The sequence below is a fragment of the Micromonospora sp. SL4-19 genome (assembly GCF_047921475.1).
GTDB lineage: Bacteria > Actinomycetota > Actinomycetes > Mycobacteriales > Micromonosporaceae > Micromonospora.
In genome coordinates this window covers 83,773-103,407 of record NZ_JBLROB010000021.1, presented here as the reverse complement: position 1 = coordinate 103,407, position 19,635 = coordinate 83,773, and the positions used below count along the sequence as shown (strand labels likewise).

12 protein-coding genes are annotated in these 19,635 nt (G+C 70.4%); 9 read left to right on the top strand and 3 right to left on the bottom strand.

Translation table 11 applies throughout. The annotated features are described in order from the left end of the window. The 4 genes from ACNAVT_RS22520 to ACNAVT_RS22505 all read left to right on the top strand — a co-directional run. On the top strand, positions 1–1,840 hold a 1,840-nt coding region (locus tag ACNAVT_RS22520; protein WP_416299127.1), incomplete at its 5' end, for an OmpL47-type beta-barrel domain-containing protein. Between the two features lie 20 nt (positions 1,841–1,860). Next, the gene (locus tag ACNAVT_RS22515; protein WP_416299126.1) at positions 1,861–2,826 is read left to right on the top strand and encodes a sugar phosphate isomerase/epimerase family protein; all 966 of its coding nucleotides are present in this window, start codon (positions 1,861–1,863) and stop codon (positions 2,824–2,826) included. Next, a complete protein-coding gene (locus ACNAVT_RS22510) occupies positions 2,823–4,019 on the top strand; it encodes a multicopper oxidase domain-containing protein (RefSeq protein ID WP_416299124.1) in 1,197 nt (398 codons plus the stop codon). The genes ACNAVT_RS22515 and ACNAVT_RS22510 overlap by 4 nt, the downstream gene beginning before the upstream one ends. Before the next feature lie 188 nt (positions 4,020–4,207). Further along, complete coding sequence (locus tag ACNAVT_RS22505) at positions 4,208–8,269, top strand: ThuA domain-containing protein (RefSeq protein ID WP_416299122.1); 4,062 nt, start codon at positions 4,208–4,210, stop codon at positions 8,267–8,269. Positions 8,270–8,431: 162 nt separating this feature from the next. Here ACNAVT_RS22505 and ACNAVT_RS22500 read toward each other — a convergent pair whose 3' ends face one another. Further along, complete coding sequence (locus ACNAVT_RS22500; RefSeq protein ID WP_416299121.1) at positions 8,432–10,858, bottom strand: M14 family metallopeptidase; 2,427 nt, start codon at positions 10,856–10,858, stop codon at positions 8,432–8,434. A gap of 483 nt (positions 10,859–11,341) precedes the next feature. Here ACNAVT_RS22500 and ACNAVT_RS22495 point away from each other — a divergent pair, with 483 nt between their 5' ends. Continuing rightward, positions 11,342–13,261 carry a Xaa-Pro dipeptidyl-peptidase gene (locus tag ACNAVT_RS22495; RefSeq protein WP_416299120.1) on the top strand — a complete coding sequence of 640 codons (1,920 nt, stop codon included), beginning with the start codon at positions 11,342–11,344 and terminating at the stop codon, positions 13,259–13,261. Positions 13,262–13,336: 75 nt separating this feature from the next. Here ACNAVT_RS22495 and ACNAVT_RS22490 read toward each other — a convergent pair whose 3' ends face one another. Beyond that, a complete protein-coding gene (locus tag ACNAVT_RS22490) occupies positions 13,337–14,563 on the bottom strand; it encodes a PucR family transcriptional regulator (RefSeq protein WP_416299119.1) in 1,227 nt (408 codons plus the stop codon). Positions 14,564–14,856: 293 nt separating this feature from the next. On the opposite strand from ACNAVT_RS22490, the gene ACNAVT_RS22485 reads away from it, so the two are divergent. The 4 genes from ACNAVT_RS22485 (at position 14,857) to ACNAVT_RS22470 (ending at position 19,144) form a co-directional block, all read left to right on the top strand. Further along, on the top strand, positions 14,857–15,768 hold the full coding sequence (locus tag ACNAVT_RS22485) for a dihydrodipicolinate synthase family protein (RefSeq protein WP_416299118.1): 912 nt from the start codon (positions 14,857–14,859) through the stop codon (positions 15,766–15,768). Between the two features lie 217 nt (positions 15,769–15,985). Continuing rightward, positions 15,986–18,040, top strand: a complete 2,055-nt coding sequence (locus tag ACNAVT_RS22480) for a M6 family metalloprotease domain-containing protein (protein ID WP_416299117.1) — start codon at positions 15,986–15,988, stop codon at positions 18,038–18,040. Between the two features lie 76 nt (positions 18,041–18,116). Then, complete coding sequence (locus tag ACNAVT_RS22475; protein ID WP_416299116.1) at positions 18,117–18,548, top strand: hypothetical protein; 432 nt, start codon at positions 18,117–18,119, stop codon at positions 18,546–18,548. Further along, complete coding sequence (locus tag ACNAVT_RS22470; RefSeq protein WP_416299115.1) at positions 18,545–19,144, top strand: TlpA family protein disulfide reductase; 600 nt, start codon at positions 18,545–18,547, stop codon at positions 19,142–19,144. The genes ACNAVT_RS22475 and ACNAVT_RS22470 overlap by 4 nt, the downstream gene beginning before the upstream one ends. A 45-nt stretch (positions 19,145–19,189) precedes the next feature. On the opposite strand, the gene ACNAVT_RS22465 is transcribed toward ACNAVT_RS22470, so the two are convergent. After that, entirely contained in the window at positions 19,190–19,621 is a 432-nt protein-coding gene (locus ACNAVT_RS22465; protein WP_416299114.1) for a VOC family protein, read from the bottom strand. Positions 19,622–19,635: the final 14 nt, after the last annotated feature.

Below are 19,635 nucleotides of genomic sequence, written 5' to 3'. Positions count from 1 at the left end.
CAACACGTCGTCGCCGCAGTCGGTCTCGTTCCGGGTCGTGGAAACGCCGCCGGCGGACACCACGCCGCCGACGGTGACGGCCGCGGTGACGGGCCAGCGGGACGCGAACGGCGCGTACGTGGGCAGCGCCACGGTGACGCTGTCGGCCACCGACACGCAGTCCGGCGTGGACCGGGTCGAGTACTCCCTCGACGGCGGTGCCTACACCACGTATTCGGCGCCGGTGACGGTGAACCAGCCGGGTCAGCACACGGTGAGTTACCGGGCCACGGACAAGGCGGGTAACACCTCGACGCCGCAGTCGGTCTCGTTCCGGGTCGTGGAAACGCCGCCGGCGGACACCACGCCGCCCACGGTGACGGCCACGGTGACGGGACAGCGGGACGCGAACGGCGCGTACGTGGGCGGCGCCACGGTGACGCTGTCGGCCACGGATACCCAGTCGGGTGTCGACCGGGTCGAGTTCTCCCTCGACGGGCAGCCGTACGCCGGCTACTCCGCCCCGGTCACGGTCAACCAGGTGGGCCAGCACACGGTGAGCTACCGGGCCACCGACAAGGCGGGCAACACCTCGACGCCGCAGTCGGTGTCGTTCACGGTGGTCGACCCGCCCGCCCCGGACACCACCCCGCCGACCGTCACCGCCGCCGTCTCCGGGCAGCTCGACGACAGCGGCGCGTACGTGGGCAGCGCCACGGTCATCCTCTCCGCGAGCGACAGCGGCTCGGGGGTGGACCGGGTCGAATACTCCCTCGACGGCGGCGCATACGCCAGGTACTCGGCGCCGGTCACGGTCAACCAGGCGGGCCAGCACACGGTCAGCTACCGGGCCACCGACAAGGCCGGCAACACCTCCGGCACCGCCTCGGTCACCTTCACGGTGGTCGCCAGCGGACCGCAGCCGGAGTGCGTGAAGGACACCCGACCCACCGTCTGGCTCGGCACGGTCGACAGCGGCGTGCCCAACCGGGTCGTCGCGGGCGACTGCACCATCAACAACGTCATCGAGGACGAGCGCCCCTGGCCGAACCACGGCCAGTTCGTCTCCTACGTGAACACGGTCGCCGAGCACCTGCACCACCTGGGCCTCCTCAGCCACCAGGAGCACGGGAAGCTGGCCAGCGCGGCCGGCCGCTCCGCCGTCGGCAAGCCGGACACGAAGAACGGCTACCAGCCGATCCTCGACAACACGGCCGCGTCCTTCGGCAAGTGGCAGCAGGTCGGCGCGGGCGGGTTCGCCCGCAACGCCGACGGGTCCATCACCAGCAAGGCGGTGCCCGGGCTCGGCATGCTCTGGTACCCGGTCGCCCAGTACGGTGATTTCTCCCTGAAGTTGCAGTGGCGCGACGACGCCCCGGGCGACGGCCGGGCCAACAGCGGCATCTTCGTCCGCTTCCCGAACGTGCACGGCCACCCGGCGGAGTCCCGCCCCGAGTGGGTCGCCATCAAGTACGGCCACGAGCTGCAGATCCTCGACCGGCCCGACGGTGACCAGTACAAGAGCGGCTCCGTGTACGGCTTCGACCAGGTCGACCTGGCCGGCGCGGGGGTCACCCCCAAGGGCACCTGGAACGACTACGAGATCCGGGTGGTCGGTCAGCACTACTCCGTCTTCCGCAACGGAAAGCTGATCAACGAGTACGTCAACCGGGCCGACGCCGTTTTCAGCCCGCCCCGCGCGGACGATCCGGGCGGCACCGGCCGGCAGCACGCCACCGGATACGTCGGGCTGCAGAACCACGGCACAGGTGACGTCATCAGCTTCCGCAACGTCCGGATCGCCCCGCTGACCCCCTGCTGCCCCGGCGGCGCGGCGGGCGGCCCGAACTCCTGCTGCTGAACGAGCGAAAGGGAACCACCATGGCAAGGAACAGGATCGACAGACGCACGTTGCTGCGGGGCCTCGCCGGCTCCACGGTGGCGGTCAGCGCGGCGAGCCTCGCCGGCGGGCTGCCGGCCGGCGCCGACCAGGGCGGCCAGGGCCACCTCATCCCGCGCGGACACCCGGGCATCCAGCTCTACAGTGTCCGCGACAAGATCGCCCAGGTCGGCTTCGCGGCCGTCTTCGAGGAGCTGTCCCGCATCGGCTACCGGGAGGTGGAGTTCGCCGGCTACACCCAGGGCTCGGTGGGTGCCATCACCCCGGAGCAGATCCGGCAACTGCTCGACGACAACGGGCTGAAGGCGGCGGGTAGCCACCGCGGGCTCAACGACTTCCGCCGGAACCTGGAGTGGGAGCTGGACGTCGCCGAGACCCTCGGCATGCCGGCGATCGGCACCGCCGAGGCGCCCACCGGCAACCGGACCATCGCCGGCTACCAGGCGGCCGCCGCCGAGTTCAACGCCTGGGGCGAGGCAGCCACGGCCCGCGGCCTCAAGCTCTACCAGCACAACCACACCATCGAGTTCAGCTTCGCGACGGACCGTCCCGACGTGCGGCTGTACGACCTCTTCCTGGAGCTGACCGACCCCCGGTACGTGTACCTGGAGATGGACATCCTGTGGGCGTACGGCGGGGCGCGGAAGTACCCGGGCTACCGCCCGGTCGACTACGTCAACGCTCACCCGCACCGCTTCCCGTTGTTCCACGTCAAGGACGGTGTGCCGCTGCCCAACCCGCAGCAGGGCAACTCCTACCTGGACGTGGAGTTCGGGGCCGGCGTCATCCCGTTCGCCGAGTTCTTCGGCGAGCTCAAGGGCCGGGGCCGCTTCGAGTTCCTGTGGGAGCAGGACTCCGCGCCGGGTGCCCAGCCCAACCCGCCGGGGTCACTGGGCGCCGCCGAGCGCAGCTATCAGCGCCTGGTCGAGCTGCGGGGTGACCGATGAGCGCCTGGCGGCTGGTGGAGGGCCCGGCGCCCGAGCCCGGGGCGACGGCCGAGGCGGCGACCGGAACCTCCGGCCCGGCCCGGCCCGAGCGCCCGCGTACCGGAGCCCGGCGGATGCTGGTCATCGCGGCGGTCATGCTGCTCACCCTGGTCGGCGCCGGCGGGCTGGCCGCCGCCGGCACCGGGATGTTCGCCGAGAAGCCGGACGGCTGCGGCAAGCCGGATCGCAGCATCCAGCTGTACGCGGTGGAGCTGCCCAAGGACGGCACCCAGATCCGGATCGGATACGGCCTCACCCCGCAGACGGCCTCCTACCCGGGCCCACTCATGGAGATGATGGAGGGGGAGTGCCTGGCCATCACCCTGCACAACCAGGTGTCCGCCGAGACCCTGGCGGCGCTGCGGACCGACCCGAACCACCCGCTGGGCGTCTCGCTGCACGTACACGGGGTCAAGTACACCCAGCAGTCCGACGGCACGGTGCAGAGCGGGTCGTACGTCCCGCCGGGCGGATCGCGCACCTACACCTGGTACGCCCAGCCGCGCAACAACAAGACCGGGGCGCAGGGCACCGCCGGCTACTGGTGGTACCACGACCACGTGGTGGGCGGCCCGCACGGCACCCAGGGGCTCTCCGCCGGCCTGTTCGGCGGCCTGGTCGTCCGGCGTCCCGGCGACCCGAAGCCGGACCGGACCTACACGGTGGTCTTCGGTGACCGACAGAGCATCAACCTGCGCCGGGGCACCGCCACGGACACCTGCACCGAGGTGAACCCGCAGCCCGGCCCGAGCTGCCTGGTCGCCCGCAAGGGCGAGCGGGTCGAGTTCGTCGTGGTCGGCATCGGCAATGACATGCACACCTTCCACCTGCATGGGCACTCCTGGGCGGACACCCGCACCGGGGTGATCAGCAACAACGGACAACCCTTCGTCGACTCCATACCGATCATCGACAACAAGACGCTCGGCCCTGGTGACTCCTTCGGCGTCCAGGTGGTGGCCGGCGATGCGGTCGGACCGGGGCACTGGATGCTGCACTGCCACATGCAGTTCCACTCCGACGCCGGGATGTCGACGATGCTGCACGTCCTCGACGAGAACGGGAACATGCCGCCCGGCATGGACCACCAGCACGCCGCCGCCGGCGCCGCCCCGGCGTCCGCGACCGACAGCGGCCAGCACCAGCACCAATGACCGGTCCGGTGGCTGCCGGCCCGTCCCAGCACCGGCAGCCACCGGACCACCACCAGCGCCGCCGCCGCACCGACCGCCCGATCCGGGTGGTGCCGGCGGTAGCGCACCCAGAGCTCCGGTGAACGCCTCACCTCACCGGCAGATGGACGACCCGGAAGAACCAGTCCCTCAACCCAGGAGGAGTCGAGATGGCTGACAGACGCCGTTTCCGGTTCTCCCGATGGGTCGGACGCCTCCGCGCCGACTCGACGGGATCCACCATCACACCCACACCGCTCAACCCGGCCGTACCGCGTCGTGCCGGCGGGCCCCGCCGCGTCGGCGCCCTCGTGTCGAGCGCCGCCCTGGCGCTCGGTGTGCTCTCCCTACCCGCCCAGGCCGTCGCCCCCGCGGCGGCGGCCGCCGCCGAGGCCGCCGCGGCCAAGGTGTTGGTCTTCCACGGCCCGGTGGACAAGCAGGACGACCCGGTCGCCCGAGCCACCGCGACCATCCGCGAGTTGGGCGAGCAGCAGGGCTTCAGCGTCGACGACTCGGCCGACCCGGCCGTGTTCACCTTCGGCAACCTGGCTCGCTACCGCGCGGTGGTGTTCCTCTCCGCCAACGGCGTCACCCTCAACGACAGCCAGGAGGCCGCCTTCCAGGCGTACGTGAAGGGTGGCGGCGGTTTCGTCGGCGTCCACGACGCGGCGCGCGCCCAGCCGGAGTCGTCCTGGTTCACCGGCCTGATCGGCAGCCGTCCGGCGACCAGCCTGCCGAACGCCGAGAAGCCGGTCTCGGCCACGGCGAGCGCGGAGAACCCGCCGAACGAGACCGCGGCGAAGGCGATCGACGGCTCGACCGGCACCAAGTGGCTCACCTTCTCGCCGACCGGGTGGCTGGCGGCGAAGCTGGCGAAGCCGGTGGTGGTGAGCCGGTACGCACTGACCTCGGCCAACGACTTCCCGGGCCGGGACCCGAAGAACTGGACCCTGCAGGGTTCCCAGGACGGCACCACCTGGACCGACCTGGACACCCGCAGCAACGAGACCTTCCCGCAGCGCTTCCAGACCAAGCAGTACAGCTTCACCAACACCACGCCCTACCAGCACTACCGGCTGAACGTCACGGCGAACAGCGGGGAGCCGCTGGTGCAGCTCGCCGAGCTGTGGCTGATCGGGCCGGACGCCGGACCGGCCCCGGACACCACGGTGCAGAAGGCCACGGTCGACCTCACCGACCGGCAGCACCCGGCCAACAAGGACCTGTCGCTGACCTGGACCCGGTCCGACCAGTGGATCAACTGGGACCCGAGCCCGATCGGCAAGGTCCACACCGTCGCACAGGTCGAGGAGGTCACGTACAACCCGGGCCTGAGCGGCAACGGGGCCTTCCACCCGATCTCCTGGTGCCAGGACTACGAGGGCGGTCGGTCGTTCTACACCGGCATGGGCCGCACCGAGGCGAGCTGGACCAGTGACAAGCAGTTCCAGGGCCACCTGGCCGGGGCCATCAAGTGGTCGGCCGGCCTGGTCCGCGGCGACTGCCAGGCCACCATCGCGGCGAACTACCGGATCGAGCGCCTCACCACCACGAACCAGTCGGGCCAGCTCGACCAGATCGGTGAGCCGCACGGCCTCACCGTCGCCCCCGACGGAACGGTCTTCTACATCGGCAAGGCTGCCTGCCCGAGCGGGCCGATCGTCAGCTGGGACGACCCCAAGGTCGGCCTGGGCTGCGGCACCATCCACCAGTGGGACCCGAAGACCAAGCAGGTCAAGCTGCTCACCACGCTCGCCGTGATGGGCAACCGGGGCAGCGGCAGCGAGCTGGTGAAGAACGAGGAGGGCCTGGTCGGCATCACCCTGGACCCGAAGTTCGCGGAGAACGGCTGGGTCTACGCCTACTGGATGCCGCACGAGTCGATCGACCGGGACAAGCGGATCGGCAAGCGGACCGTCTCCCGGTTCACCTACGACGCCGCGAAGCAGACGATCGACCAGGGCACCCGCAAGGACCTGCTGAGCTGGGACACCCAGATCCACAGCTGCTGCCACGCCGGTGGCGGGATGACGTTCGACGAGAGCGGCAACCTCTACATCGGCTCCGGTGACAGCAACTCCTCCGGCGGCTCCAGCGGCTACTCGGGCAACAACTGGACCCAGGAATACAAGGGCACCTCGTTCCAGGACGCCCGGCGTACCTCGGGCAACACCAACGACCTCAACGGCAAGATCCTCCGCATCCACCCGGAGGCGGACGGCACTTACACCGTCCCGGCCGGGAACCTGTTCACCGGCAAGGAGGAGGGCGGCGGCAAGACCCGCCCGGAGATCTACGTGATGGGCGTGCGCAACATCGCCCGGATCGCCTGGGACCCGGTCAACCACTGGCTGACCGCCGCCTGGGTCGGCCCGGACGCGGGCGCGCCGGACCCGCAGCTCGGACCGGCGAAGTACGAGACCGCCACGATCATCACCTCGGCGGGCAACCAGGGTTGGCCGTACTGCATGGGCAACCGGCAGCCCTACCGGGACCGCAGCAACACCGACGCGAACGTGCTGACCGGCTGGTACGACTGCGACAACCTGAAGAACGAGTCGCCGCGCAACACGGGTCTGGTCAACATCCCGCCGGCCCGGGACAACATGATCTGGTACTCGCCGCAGGGCGGTGGCCCGGTCTACCCGAAGCGGACCGACGGCAGTGGGCTGCCCTCGTACGTGGTGGGCGAGGAGACCTTCACCCAGCCGTACCTCAAGGGTGGCGGTCAGGCCATCATGGACGGCCCGACCTACCACCGGTCGAAGGTCGACACCAACAGCGGCATCGCCTGGCCGGCGTACTGGGACAACAAGTGGTTCATCGGTGACGAGTCCAACGCCAACAATCGGATCGCCGTAACGGTAGACCCGAACGGAGTGGCCGATCACCGCCCGCCGGCGTTCGCCGAGGACCTGCGTCAGATCATCCGCTCCGGCAGCGGCGGCACCCAGCTCCAGTCCTGGATGGACGCCAAGTTCGGCCCGGACGGCGCACTGTACATGCTCGACTACGCCGGTGGCTTCTTCAGCCTCCACTCCAACCAGAAGCTGATCCGGATCGCGTACACCGGTGGCGAGGCGACGCCGCGGGCGAGCGACGCGACAGGGCGCGTGGTCACACCGAGCCAGCCGAAGACGGTCGCCTTCTCGTCGGCCCGGGCCGGCGGCGTGGCGTGGGAGTGGAACTTCGGTGACGGCAGCGCGCCGTCGCGCGAGGCCAACCCGACCCACACCTACGCGGGCTACGGCACCTACGAGGCCACCCTCAAGGTGACGTACGCCGACGGCCAGGTGTCCACCGCGAAGATCACCGTCACCACGGGCTGTGCGGCGCCGGACACCCGCAGGACGGTGCAGATGCTGGACACCGACACCGGCGTGACCAACCACGCGGTCGGCGGCGGCTGCACGATCAACGACCTGATCGACGACGAGCGGAACTGGTCGAACCACGGTCAGTTCGTCAGCCACGTCGCCCAGGTGGTCAACGACCTGCGCTCCGGCGGCGTCGTGGACAACAAGGAGGCACAGAAGCTGCAGACCTCGGCCGCCCAGTCGAAGATCGGCAAGGTCGCCGGGTACCGGCCGCTCTTCGACGGCACCGCCGGGTCGCTCGCCGATTGGCGGCAGGCGCCCAGCGGGTCGTTCACCCTGCAGCGTAACGGGACCATCCGCAGCTCGGGTGGGCTCGGCATGCTCTGGTATGCCAAGGACGAGTTCGCGGACTTCTCGCTCCGGCTGAAGTTCCGGGACGTCTCCGCCGGCACCACGTACGCCAACAGCGGGGTCTTCACCCGGTTCCCGGACCCGCGGATCCCGCTGGACCAGCGGCCGGCCGGCAGTTGCGGCACGGTCGGCTCGGCCCGGAGCTCCCAGGCCTGGGTGGCGATCTACTGCGGCCATGAGATCCAGATCTACGACGGGCCCACCGGCGAGGTGCAGAAGACCGGGTCGATCTACAACTTCGACCCGAACAACCTGGACCAGGCGGGGGCCACCCCGAAGGGCCAGTGGAACGACTACGAGGTCCGGGTGGTCGGACAGCACTACTCGATCATCCGCAACGGCGTGGTGATCAACGAGTTCGACAACACGCCGGGCAAGGCGTCGTCCCGGGCGGGGGACCCGCCGACTGACCTGCGCCAGTTCTTCAGCGGGTTCGTCGGCCTGCAGAACCACGGCACGAACGACCTGATCGAGTTCCGCGACGTTCGGGTCCGCGAGCTGTAGTCCGACCGGTGCCGGGCACGGGAGCCTCCCGTGCCCGGCACCCTCGCGTCCCGGTCAGCTGAGGACGGTGCCGGACGCGCTCGTCGGGATCAGCGCCGGAGACGGCCGGGTGCCGGGTACGGGGGCGTGAGCCGCCGTACCCGGCACCCGGGTCGGTTACCGTCAGCTGGTGGGCAGCGTGGCGGTGCCCTTCAGGAAGTTCTTGCCCGTGCCGTCAGCGCGGTAGTTGTTCTCCACGTTGCCGGCCGCGTCCACCGAGAACCAGTTGATCTTGGTCCCGGCGGGCAGGGTCAGCGTCTCCCCACCCTCGCGGATGCCGGCGGAGGCGTACATCGTGGACGAGTAGGTCGGTGCGCTGCCGTCGAGGGTGTAGAACACCGCCGCCGGTTCGCTCACCGTGAACGTCACGTCCACCATGCCGGGCGTCGAGCTGGGGGTCACCGACAGGCCGCTCTTCGGCCGTTGGGTGTCCTTGTCGAAGTCCCGGGCCACCCGCATCAGCTCGACGAGGCCGTTGGAGAACTCCAGCGTCTCCTGGTGCGCCTCTTCCCAGCCCGGCTGGAACGAGGTGCCGACCTCGAAGTTCCAGGCGTAGATGCCGTACTTGTACCAGAGCATGTCGCCGGAGTTGCCGGCCGCCGAGTACAGCACGTCGGAGATCGGGCCGGTCCGTGCCGGCGTCACCGCCATGTTGCGCTGCCGCTTGATCGCGGTGAGGATCCGCGACGAGGCGCCCCAGAAGAACGACTCCTGGGCGAGGGTCGGCCGGGGTGCCGAGATCCGGCCCGGGGTGGCGTACGCGCCCGGCGACCACATGAAGTAGTTGCCGGAGGAGTGCAGGTTCATGGAGAACTTGATGTTCTTGTGCTGGGCCAGCCAGTCGACGTTCTTGTCCTCCGGCTCGGACAGCTCGCTCGGGCCGGCGTAGGTGTCGCTGGTGCAGCTGCTGGACGCGCCCGAGTAGCCGTCGAACAGGCTGTACTCGGTGTAGTTGCGGTTGTTGTCCACGCCCCACGAGTTGCGGGCCAGGGCGTCGGCCGACCCGGTCAACGGGCAGTGGTTGGTCATGTTCCGGCGCTGCGAGTTGTAGTCGTAGAACGAGTAGTGGCCGCCGTCCGGGTTGACCGACGGAGCGATCCAGATCTCCAGGTTGTTGAGCAGCTGCTTGGTGTGGCCGTCGTGGCCGTAGTTGCGCAGCAGCCGCTCGGCGGTCTCGACGGCGACCAGCGGCGGCACCCACTCGCGGGCGTGCTCCTGGGCGTAGGCGAGGACACCCGTCTTGGACCCGTCGCGGGTCTTGCCGATCTTGATCGCGTACACCGGGTGGGGGTCGCGGGAGACGCTCGCCGGCGCCTTCAGGTTGTCGGTGAGCACCGTCCGCGCGGCGGACGCGACGACGCCGGCACCGGCGTCACCACGGTAGGTGTACGCCTTGACGAGCGACCCGGCGTTGGCGTTCAACGCCGCGACGACCTGCGCGGCGGTGCTGGTCACCGCGCCGCTGGCGTTGGTGGCCAGGCTGACCCGGATGTCCTTGCCCGTCACGGTCACCGCCAGCGGCCGGCTCGCGGCACCCGGGTTGGCCAGCTCGACGGAGATGCCGTTGCCGCCCTCGTGCCCCCACGCCAGCGAGTCGACCGCGACCCGGTTGGCGTTCGTGCTACCGAGCACCGTCTGGGCCTTGCGGCGGTAGCCGTTCGTCTTGTACGGCAGCTCGACGATCTCGGCCAGTTCCGGGAACTCGGCGGCGAGCTGCTTGATCCGCGCGTACAGGTCGGTCGGAGTCAGGTAGCTGGTGACGAAGTCCTTCTGGTAGCCCGGGCCCTCCGGGTTGTCGGCCGGGATCGGCAGCCATTCCTTGACCTGGGCGACCGCAACCCCACCGGTCGGGCTGGTGATCCGGATCCGGTCCGGGCGGGTCGTCACGTTCGACGCGCCCCGGTGGTACATGTAGACGCCGGCGTCCACGAAGCGGGAGATCGTCTGGGTGCCGCCCGAGCCGATCTCCGTGCCGGGGCCGCTGTCCCGGGCGACGGTGAGCGTGTTGGTCGAGGTCTGCCCCTGGGCCCACTTCGCCTCGACCGACAGGATCTGGCTGGTCCCCGACGTGTAGTAGTCGGCGCGGATGATCTTGACGTCGGAGGTGCCCGGGGTCTCCAGGGACGCGGTGAAGGCCCGGTTCTCCGCGACGTGCGAGGCGATGGTCGCGTCGCGCTCCGCGACGCGGTCCTCGGAGTCCGCGGGCTGGAAGAGGACGTTGCCGATCCGGTAGCCCCGGGCGCGCAGGGCCGCCTCCTCGGTCGGGGTGACCACCGCGTGGACGACGATGTCCTGCTCGGTGCGCGACACGTGGTGGTCGAGGTCGACGCCGGTGGCGACGAGCTCGTCCAGCTCGTCACTGCCGGCGAGCAGGACCTCCACCACGCTCGCCTCCTCGTCGGGGAGGCGGTTCAGCTCGATGCTCTCGCCGGCCCCGTCGCCAGGTGGGGTGACGGCGGAGGCCGGACTGACCAGGAGGAGTGCGGAGGCGGCCGCAATCGCGACCACAGGTGCCCGCCAGCGGCGGTCACCCGAGCTGAGCATTCGCATCGTTTGCCTTTCTGTTGTCGGTTAGGAAAGTGCAGGCTTCGACGGTCGGCGGAATTGACGCCCGCGTTCCGGACGCCCGGCACACCGACCGGATGTTGGTTGACGAAATTGTGACCAGCACCGGTGCGGCGAACGGCAGCGCGGTGTCGTGAATTCACATCGGTGATCGGTTGGGTGGATGGCTGGCCGGTGGGTCGGCCAATCCTGGCCTCACCCGGTGCGCTCTGTCAATGATTGGTGACTCCTCAGTCGACATTCCGTTCGGCAGGCCACAGGAGCGCACGCCGGCCGCCGCCCGGGTGGTCGCGGCGACCGTGCGACAGGCGTAGGAGCCGACGGCGGGCATCTTCCACAGGTGTCCGAAGACCCGGCCGCGCGTCGATTCGTAGGTTCGGTGCGACCGTCGCAGCGGTGACCCATGTCTATGCCGACCAGGGGCTGGACCTGCTGGTTGACGGCCGGTGTGGGAAAAGGAGCACGCGGATGCGAAGAGGAAGACTGGCCTGGTGGGCCTCGATGGTGGCCCTGGCGGTCACGGTCACCGGCCTGCCGGCGACCGGCGCGCTGGCCCAGCCAGGCGCCGACGAGCGGCCCGGACTGGTGATCGAGAATGGCGTCACCCAACCGGTGTTCGGATACGCCGACGCGGTCCGGGAACGGATTTTCGTCACCTCCGACGTCGACACGGACGGCGACGGCGCGCTCGATGTCGTGGCCATGGACATCATGCGACCGAAGGCCAGCGAGAACGGGCTCAAGGTTCCGGTGGTGATGGACGCCAGTCCGTACTACTCGACGGTTTGCCGGGGCAACGAAAGCGAATGCAAAGGCGATGTCGACGGCGACGGGCTGAACGACAAATGGCCGCTCTACTATGACAACTACTTCGTGCCGCGCGGTTACGCGATCGTTCTGCTCGACATGATCGGCACCAACAACTCGACCGGCTGCCCGGTCACCGGTGGCCGCGCCGACAACATCAGCGCTCCGACGGCGATCGACTGGCTCAACGGGCGCCGGCGCGGGTTCGACGCCGCCGGCCGGGAGGTCGTCGCCGACTGGCACAACGGCAAGACCGGCATGATCGGCAAGTCGTACGACGGCACGCTGGCCAACGCCGCCGCGGCCAGCGGGGTGGACGGGCTGACCACCATCGTGCCGATCTCGGCCATCTCCAGCTGGTACGACTACTCGCGCAGCAACGGCCTGGTCACCCGGGCGAACAACTACTCGGGCAGTCTCGCCAACACGGTCACCAACCCGGCCCGCCGGGCGTACTGCGCCCCGGTGCGGACCGCTCTCGGGGTGGGTGGCGATGACACCACCGGGGACTACAACGACTTCTGGGCGGAGCGGGACTACGTGCCGCACGCCGGCAACGTGAAGGCCAGTGTCTTCGTGGTGCACGGCATCAACGACGACAACGTCCGCCCGGACCACTTCAGCAAGTGGTGGGACGCGCTCGGCGAGCACGGTGTGCAGCGCAAGCTCTGGATGACCGGCACCGGCCACGTCGACCCGTTCGACTTCCGCCGCGCGAAGTGGGTCGACACGCTGCACCGCTGGTTCGACTTCTGGCTGCAGGGCATCGACAACGGGATCATGCGGGAGCCGGCCGTCGACATCGAGCGGCTGCCGGACGTCTGGGAGACCGCTCGCGCCTGGCCGCTGCCGGACGCCAAGCCGACCCAGGTGTTCCTCCGGGCGCCGGCCGCCGCCGGTGGCGCGGGTGCGCTCTCCGTCCAGTCCGGTCCCGGCAACGCGTCGGCGACCTTCCAGGACACGCCCACGATGACCCAGGCCAACGCCATCCGTCACCCGTCGGATCCGGCGGCGAACACCGCGAACCGGCTGGTGTTCCTCTCCGCGCCGCTGAAGGCGCCCCTGCACATCTCGGGCACCCCGATCGTGCGGATCAACGCCACCGTCGACGGCGAGGACACCAGCTTCGCCGGCCTGCTCGTCGACTACGGCACCCGCCAGCGCTTCAGCACCGCCGGCGACGGCGTCCGGACGCTGACCGAGGAGGACTGCTGGGGGGAGACCGCCAACTGGGGTGGCTTCGCCGAGGACGCCTGCTACAAGAAGGTGGAGAAGAACATTGCCACCAACCCGCAGGAGCTGGTGACGAAGGGCATCATCGACGGGCTCAACCTCAACTCGCTGTCCGTGTCGACGCCGCTGGTGGCCGGGCAGAAGAACGCGGTCGACCTGAACCTGCTGCCCGAGGACTACGTCTTCGAGGCCGGCAACCAGATCGGGGTGGTCCTGCTCGGGTCGTACTCCGGCTTCAGCAGCCGGGCCAAGCAGAACCGGGCCAACATCACCGTTCACTTCGACCGTAGCCGGATCACCCTGCCGGTGGTCGGCGGTCGGACGGCGGCGGTGGCGGCCGGCCTGTAGGGATCTCGGGGCGGGACGCCAGGCACCGGCGTCCCGCCCCGCGGCCCGGCCGTCCGGGCCGGGCCGCGAGGCGGCCTACTGGCTGGGCTGGTACTGACCGGTCAGGCGGCCGAGCTTCAGGGCCAGGTGCAGGCAGAGCCGCTCGTTGCCGTCCTTCAGATCGGCCTCCGCGAGCAGCTCCACCCGCTGCAGGCGGTAGTACAGCGTCGTGCGGTGCAACCGCAGGCGTTCCGCGGTGGCGTGGGCGTTGCCGGCCAGGTCGAGGTAGGTCTCCAGGGTCTCGAGCAGCACCTGGTGGGCCTCGTCGCCGAGCAACTGGCCCAGGCCGGGGTGGACCCGCACGGCGTCCAGATGCCGAGCGTCGACGCCGGAGAGCAGCCGATAGATGCCCAACTCGGCCCAGGCGACGATCGGGCCCAGGGCCGGCAGTTGGACACCCACCCGGGCCGCCTGGAAGGCCTCCTGATAGGACAGGACGCTGTCGTACAGCCGGGGCCGGCCGTCGCCGACCCCGAGGACCGTCCGCGCCACCGACGTCAGTCCCCGGGTGGCCCCGCGCAACGCCTGATCGAGGTGCGCGGCGGCGTCCTCCGCCGCCGCCCGGCCGGTGTTCCGGCCCCCGCAGAGCATGAGCAGCCCGTGGTCGTGCCGGACCAGGTGCAGCGTCTCGCGCGACCCGACCCAGCGCCGGGTGGCGACGAGGGCCTGCTCCAGGGCGATCCGGGCCTCGTCGTCGAGCACCTCGTCCGGTGCCGCAACGAGGTGGGCGACCAGGGCGGTGACCTGGCCGTCGCTGGCGATCACGCCATCGGTCAGCAGCGACCGGACGGCCTCGCGTCGGGCCTCCGGGGATTCGACGAGGAGCGACCGGGTCGCCTCCGCCTCCCGCTGCGAGGTCAGCTCGCCGAGCAGGTTCTCCCGGTAAAGGGCCAGCGACAGGTCCGGCATCGCCTCGGTCACCACCGAGATGTCCTCGTCGGTCATCCCGTCGACCGCGTCGATGAACCACAGGAAGCCCAGCAGCAGGTCCTGGTGCCGGATCGGCACGCACACCCGGGGGAGCAGGTCCAGCTCGGGACGGGCCGGCGTACGCACCGGCTGCCGGGCCTCCATGATCCCGATCTCCCGCGCCCAGGCGATCACCTCGGGCGTGGTGTGCCGGCGCAGGATCGAACTCCGGCGTACCCCGTCGATCACCCCCGTGTGCTCGCTGTAGACGACGACCCGCTGGCGCCGGTCCTCGATCAGCGCCGGCCGTTTGACCCGCGATGCGACTCGGTCGATGATGCGTTGCAGTTCCATGGCCATGCGCTCCCCCGCCAGCCCGGTCCCCGCGAGGGCGCCGCTCGGCCCAGGCTGGCACTTGCTGGTCGGGCCGTTGGCCTACCTTCCGATGATGTTGGCTCGCGCGCAATCCCCCGTGCCGGCACCAGACACCCGTTCTCGGTCAGCCCTGGCCGGTTTCGGCATCTGTCGGAAGACCGCGACCGGCGGCCCATCTACCGTGATCGGATGCCGGCCGAGGGGTGAGGACGGGGTTGTCCTGTCGCGCCGGGTACACCCGCGGACGGGGTGTCCGAGAAGGGAACACCGTCGTGGCCGCAACCAGGCCCTGGCAGGGCGTCATCGTCGCCATCCCCACGCCGTTCCGGACCGACCTTTCGGTCGACTACGACCGGCTCCAGGAGCACGTGCGGTGGCTCGCCGACGCGGGCTGCCAGGGTGTGACGCCGTGCGCCTCGCTGGGGGAGTACCGGTCGTTGTCCGACGGCGAACGCGCCGACGTGGTCCGCGCCGCAGTCGAGGCGGCACCGCCGGGCTGCCGGGTGGTCCCGGGCGTCGGCGGGTACGGCAGCCGGCAGTCCCGGCACTGGGCCGAGCAGGCCCAGGCCGCGGGTGCGGTCGCGGTGCTCGCACCACCGCCGGTCGGGTACCCGGCCACCGCCGCCGAGATCGTCGCCCACTACCGCGAGGTGGCCGCGGTCGGGCTGCCGGTGGTGGTGTCCGACGATCCGGTCGAGACCGTGGTGGATTTGGCTCCTGAGCTGATCGCCCGCATTGCCGAGATCGACGGCATCGTCGCGGTGCGGGAGTGCGACGTACGCCGGCTGCACCGCGTCCGCGACCTGTGCCCCCATCTCGACCTGCTGGTCGGGGCCGACGACGTGCTGCTGGAGATGACGGTGTCCGGTGCGACCGGGTGGATCGGACATTTCCCCAACGCCCTGCCCCGGCCCTGCCTGCGCCTGTACCAGCTGTGCGCCGCCCGCGACCTGGCGGCGGCGCTGCCGCTGTACGCGCAGCTGCACCCCCTGTTCAGCTGGGACTCCCGACCCGAGGTGGTCCAGGCCGTGAAGCTGGCGATGGGACTGGGCGGCCGGTACGGCGGGCCGTGCCGGCCGCCTCGCGGCGGGCTGGCGTTCGACACGGAGGCGCGGGTGTGCCGAGACCTACGGCGGGCGGTGCGGGCCGCCGCCGACGGGCAGCCCCACCGGGCCGCCCGGTGACCTCCTGCACGTGTCGGAAGACATTGATGCACCTGCCGACATCTGCATGGTGACCGCTGAGCGTGCCGGCTCCTAGATTCAGGGTCGGGCGTGATCATGGGACGGCGAGAGCACCTGTTTACGACAACTCCGGCTCGGCGCGTCTGACGCCGCGCCGCAACCCGGAGCCGTCGTCCGATCGCCCCACCCCTGATCCCCCGATCTGAGAGGTGACTCGATGCACCTTCTGCCCACCAGGCGTGCGGTGTGGCGTTCGGTGCTGGCCGCTGCGGTCGCGACCGTGGTGGTCGCGACCGGCTCCGCCGGGCCGGCCTCCGCCGCACCGGGCGTGTCGTCGGACGGGCCAGCCCCGTTCCAGGCGATCGACCCACAGAACTGGCAGAACCCGGACACGATGACCTGGGACGACTTCGTCCCGGTGCCGAACAAGAACTGGGCCGACCCCGCCGTGCGCGGGTCGGTCCGCAACTTCAACATCGCGCTGGTCACGCTCGACTACCCGGACCAGCCGTTCGTCGTCACCGGGGCGCCCCACTCCTCGGTCTTCGGCAACCCCCAGGCGACGTCCGCGAACGTCCCGCGGGAGCAGGTCCCGCAGTTCTACAGCGACTTCCTGAACAAGCCGAACGAGCTGAACCGCGGACACACCCTGCACGAGTACTGGATGCAGGACTCCAACGGCCGGTTCGGTGTGGATCTCACCGGGTTCGGCCCGTACAAGATGCCGTCGAAGTCGTACCAGTACGGCATCACCAACGACATGAACCCGGGCATGTGTCCGTCCGGCGACACGTGCAACAAGAACATCCGCACAGACGGCCTGGGCGCCTGGCGCGCAGCCGTCGGCGACGCGGTGGCCAACAGCTACGAGCTGGTCTTCATCCTCTCCGCCGGCCAGGACGAATCCTCGACCTGGCAGGAGTTCGGCCAGATGATGTTCCAGACCAAGGAGGACGTGCCGGACGCGTGGGGTCCGCCGGACCCGAACATGCCGAACTGGGCGAAGACCCGGTACGTCGACTGGACGTCCTGGAAGGCGGCTGCCACCATCTGGCCGAACGCGGGCGGTGGCTCGTCGACCCAGGCGGAGAGCTCGGGCATGGGCACGTACGCCCACGAGCTGACCCACCTGCTCAACATCGGCGACAACTACAACAACCCGTACGGCGTCCCGTTGCGCCGCGCGTACACCGGCATCTGGAGCATGATGTCGCGCGGCTCGTTCAACGGGCCGGGCGGGCCGCACACCCGCTGGCAGATCCCCCCGGTCAACGGCGGCTCGATGGGTTCGCTGCACGTGCTGCGGGACAAGCTGAAGATCAAGCTGCTCGGTGAGGAGCACGTGCTGCGGCTGTCCCGCGAAGGGCTCGCCACCTCCGGCCTGGTGGTCGCCGACGTCACCGCCCGTGCGGTGGACGCCGGGGACGGCCTGACCGGCCTCAACATCGCCATGAACCGGGACCTCTCGCCGGCCTGCACCGTCAGCACCAACCCGCTGTGCGACGGCGGCAACTACAACAACTACACCGTCGAGGTCGTCGACCGGATGGGCGCGGACTCGTTCACCCCGGACAGCGGCGTGCTGCTCAGCAAGACCAAGAACGCCGACAGCGCTCCGTTCGTGTGGGTGGTCGACGCCAACCCGCAGGACATCGACATGGTGGACTTCTACCAGCCGAACGGCACCCCGCAGAAGATCACCATGGGTGACTACCGGCAGCTGTCCGACGCGCTGTTCCACGCCGGCGCCAACTCCGGCAGCGAGTACGAGTACGTGGACGAGGCCAACCGGCTGCACTTCTACGTGCTCAACCTCCGCCGGGACGGCAACGGGGTGCTGTCGTACACGGTGGCGGTCCAGTCGCTCGACGGCACCGGCCCGAGCCAGCACGGCGTCGCCCTGTCCAAGGGCTCCCTGATCACCCGGGGCAAGCCGACCAACAAGGGCGCGTTCTGCACGTTCGACCTGACCAACACGGGCACGTACGTGGCCGGCGAGCAGCAGCACCCGGAGGACGCCAGCGCGTACCTGCAGTCCGACGTGTACCGTCTCTCGGCGACCGTGCCCGGCAAGGGCTGGCAGGTGGAGCTGCCGAACGAGCTGGCCACGGCCAAGTTCGGCGCCACCACCGGGGTCGACGTCTCGGTCGGCGCCAGCGCCGACGCGGTCGCGACCACCCTGGTGACGCTCACCGCCACGTCGGTGAGTGACCCGAGCAAGACCGTGACCAGCCAGTGCCGGGTCGAACGACCCCGGGCCCTGATCAGCTGAGCCACGCAACGGCCCGGGGCGGTGGGGACCACGTGCCCCACCGCCCCGGGCTCCGCTCCGACGACCTGGAGGACAGATGCGGCGCCTGCTGGCGGCGGTGTGGCTGCCGTCGTTGCTCGTCGGCACGCTGACCGCGTGCGGCGGGGCCGAGGAGGCCCGGTCGGCGATGACCGTGCGGGTGCTCGTGCGGGACATCAACATCCGGCAGGAGGGCGTCGACTGCGCCGGCACCGGCCCCTACACCCACTTCCACAACCGCGCGCCGTTCCAGGTGATCGACGGCGCCGGCCGGACGCTCGCCGAGGGCTCGCTGTCGTCGGGCACGTCCGTGGCAACCTTCGAGGAGGACCTGGAGGTGGAGCGCGTGCCCACGTACTGCGAGTTCGCCGTACCGGTCAACCTGGCCGCCCGGGACGCCTACCGGCTGGTCGTCGACGGCCACCCGGCGATCGACCTCACCCCGAACAACAGCGAAGGGCCGGCGCTGGTCGCCGTGGTGCCGTCATGACCCGCGGATACGCCGTCCGCCTGGCCGCCGTCGCGCTGGCGTTGGGAGCCGTGCTGTCGTCGGCCGCCTGCTCCGGCGGAGACGACGCGCCGGCGCGGAAGGATCCGGTCGCCGGCGGGGCCACTGCACTGCCCGGCCCGGTGCCGGCGGGTCTCGCGCTGCGCCCGGCTCCGTCCGGCGCGCTGTCCGCACCGGCCGTCACCGGCCGGCTCACCGACGGCAGCCGGGTCGCCTTCGCCGACCTGTGGGCCGACCGCCCGGTCGTGCTGGTCTTCTTCAGCTCGTGGTGCACGGTCTGCGGGCAGCGCCAGGACGCCCTGAGCGAGCTGGCCCGCACCCACCGGGACAAGGTCGTGTTCGTCGGGGTGGCCACCCAGGACAAGCCGGACGATCTGCAGCGGTACCTGCGGGAGCACCGGGTGGAGTATCCGATCGTTGCCGACGACGACGGCACGATCTGGCGGTCGTACGCGGTCCGCGAACCCCCGACCGTGGCGGTGATCGCCAAGGGCGGGGCGTTGCTGCGGGGCTGGCCGGGCGGCGTCGACGCGCCGACCCTCGACGACCGGCTGCGCGAGCTCGTGCTGGCCCCGTAACGGGCGTTCGGCTGCTGGTCCGCCCGGCCCGGCAGGACCGGCGGATCAGCCCATCGCGGCGGGATCGAACTCGCGGCGCTCCACCAGGACCAGCCAGTTGCCGGAGTTGTCGCGGGCGACCGCCTCCACCCCGTACGGCCGCTCGGCCGGCTCCTGGATGAACTCGACGCCCTTGGAGCGCAGCTCCTCGTGGGTCTTGCGGCAGTCGTCCACGTCCAGCCCGAGGCCGAACAGACTGCCCTCGTCCTGCGCGCGCCGCAGCGTGGCGGCCACCTCCGGCGAGTACGGCGGGCCGGGCAGGGTCAGCTGCACCTGCAGCTCCGGCTGGTTCGGGTGGGTGATCGTGCACCAGCGGTAGGCGCCGTCGCCCACGGTGATGTCGGTGTGCTCGACGAACCCGAGCACGTCGAGGTAGAACGCCTTGGCCACGTCGATGTCCTTGACCAGCACGCTGATGATCGAGATGTTGGTAATCATGCGACCAGACTAGG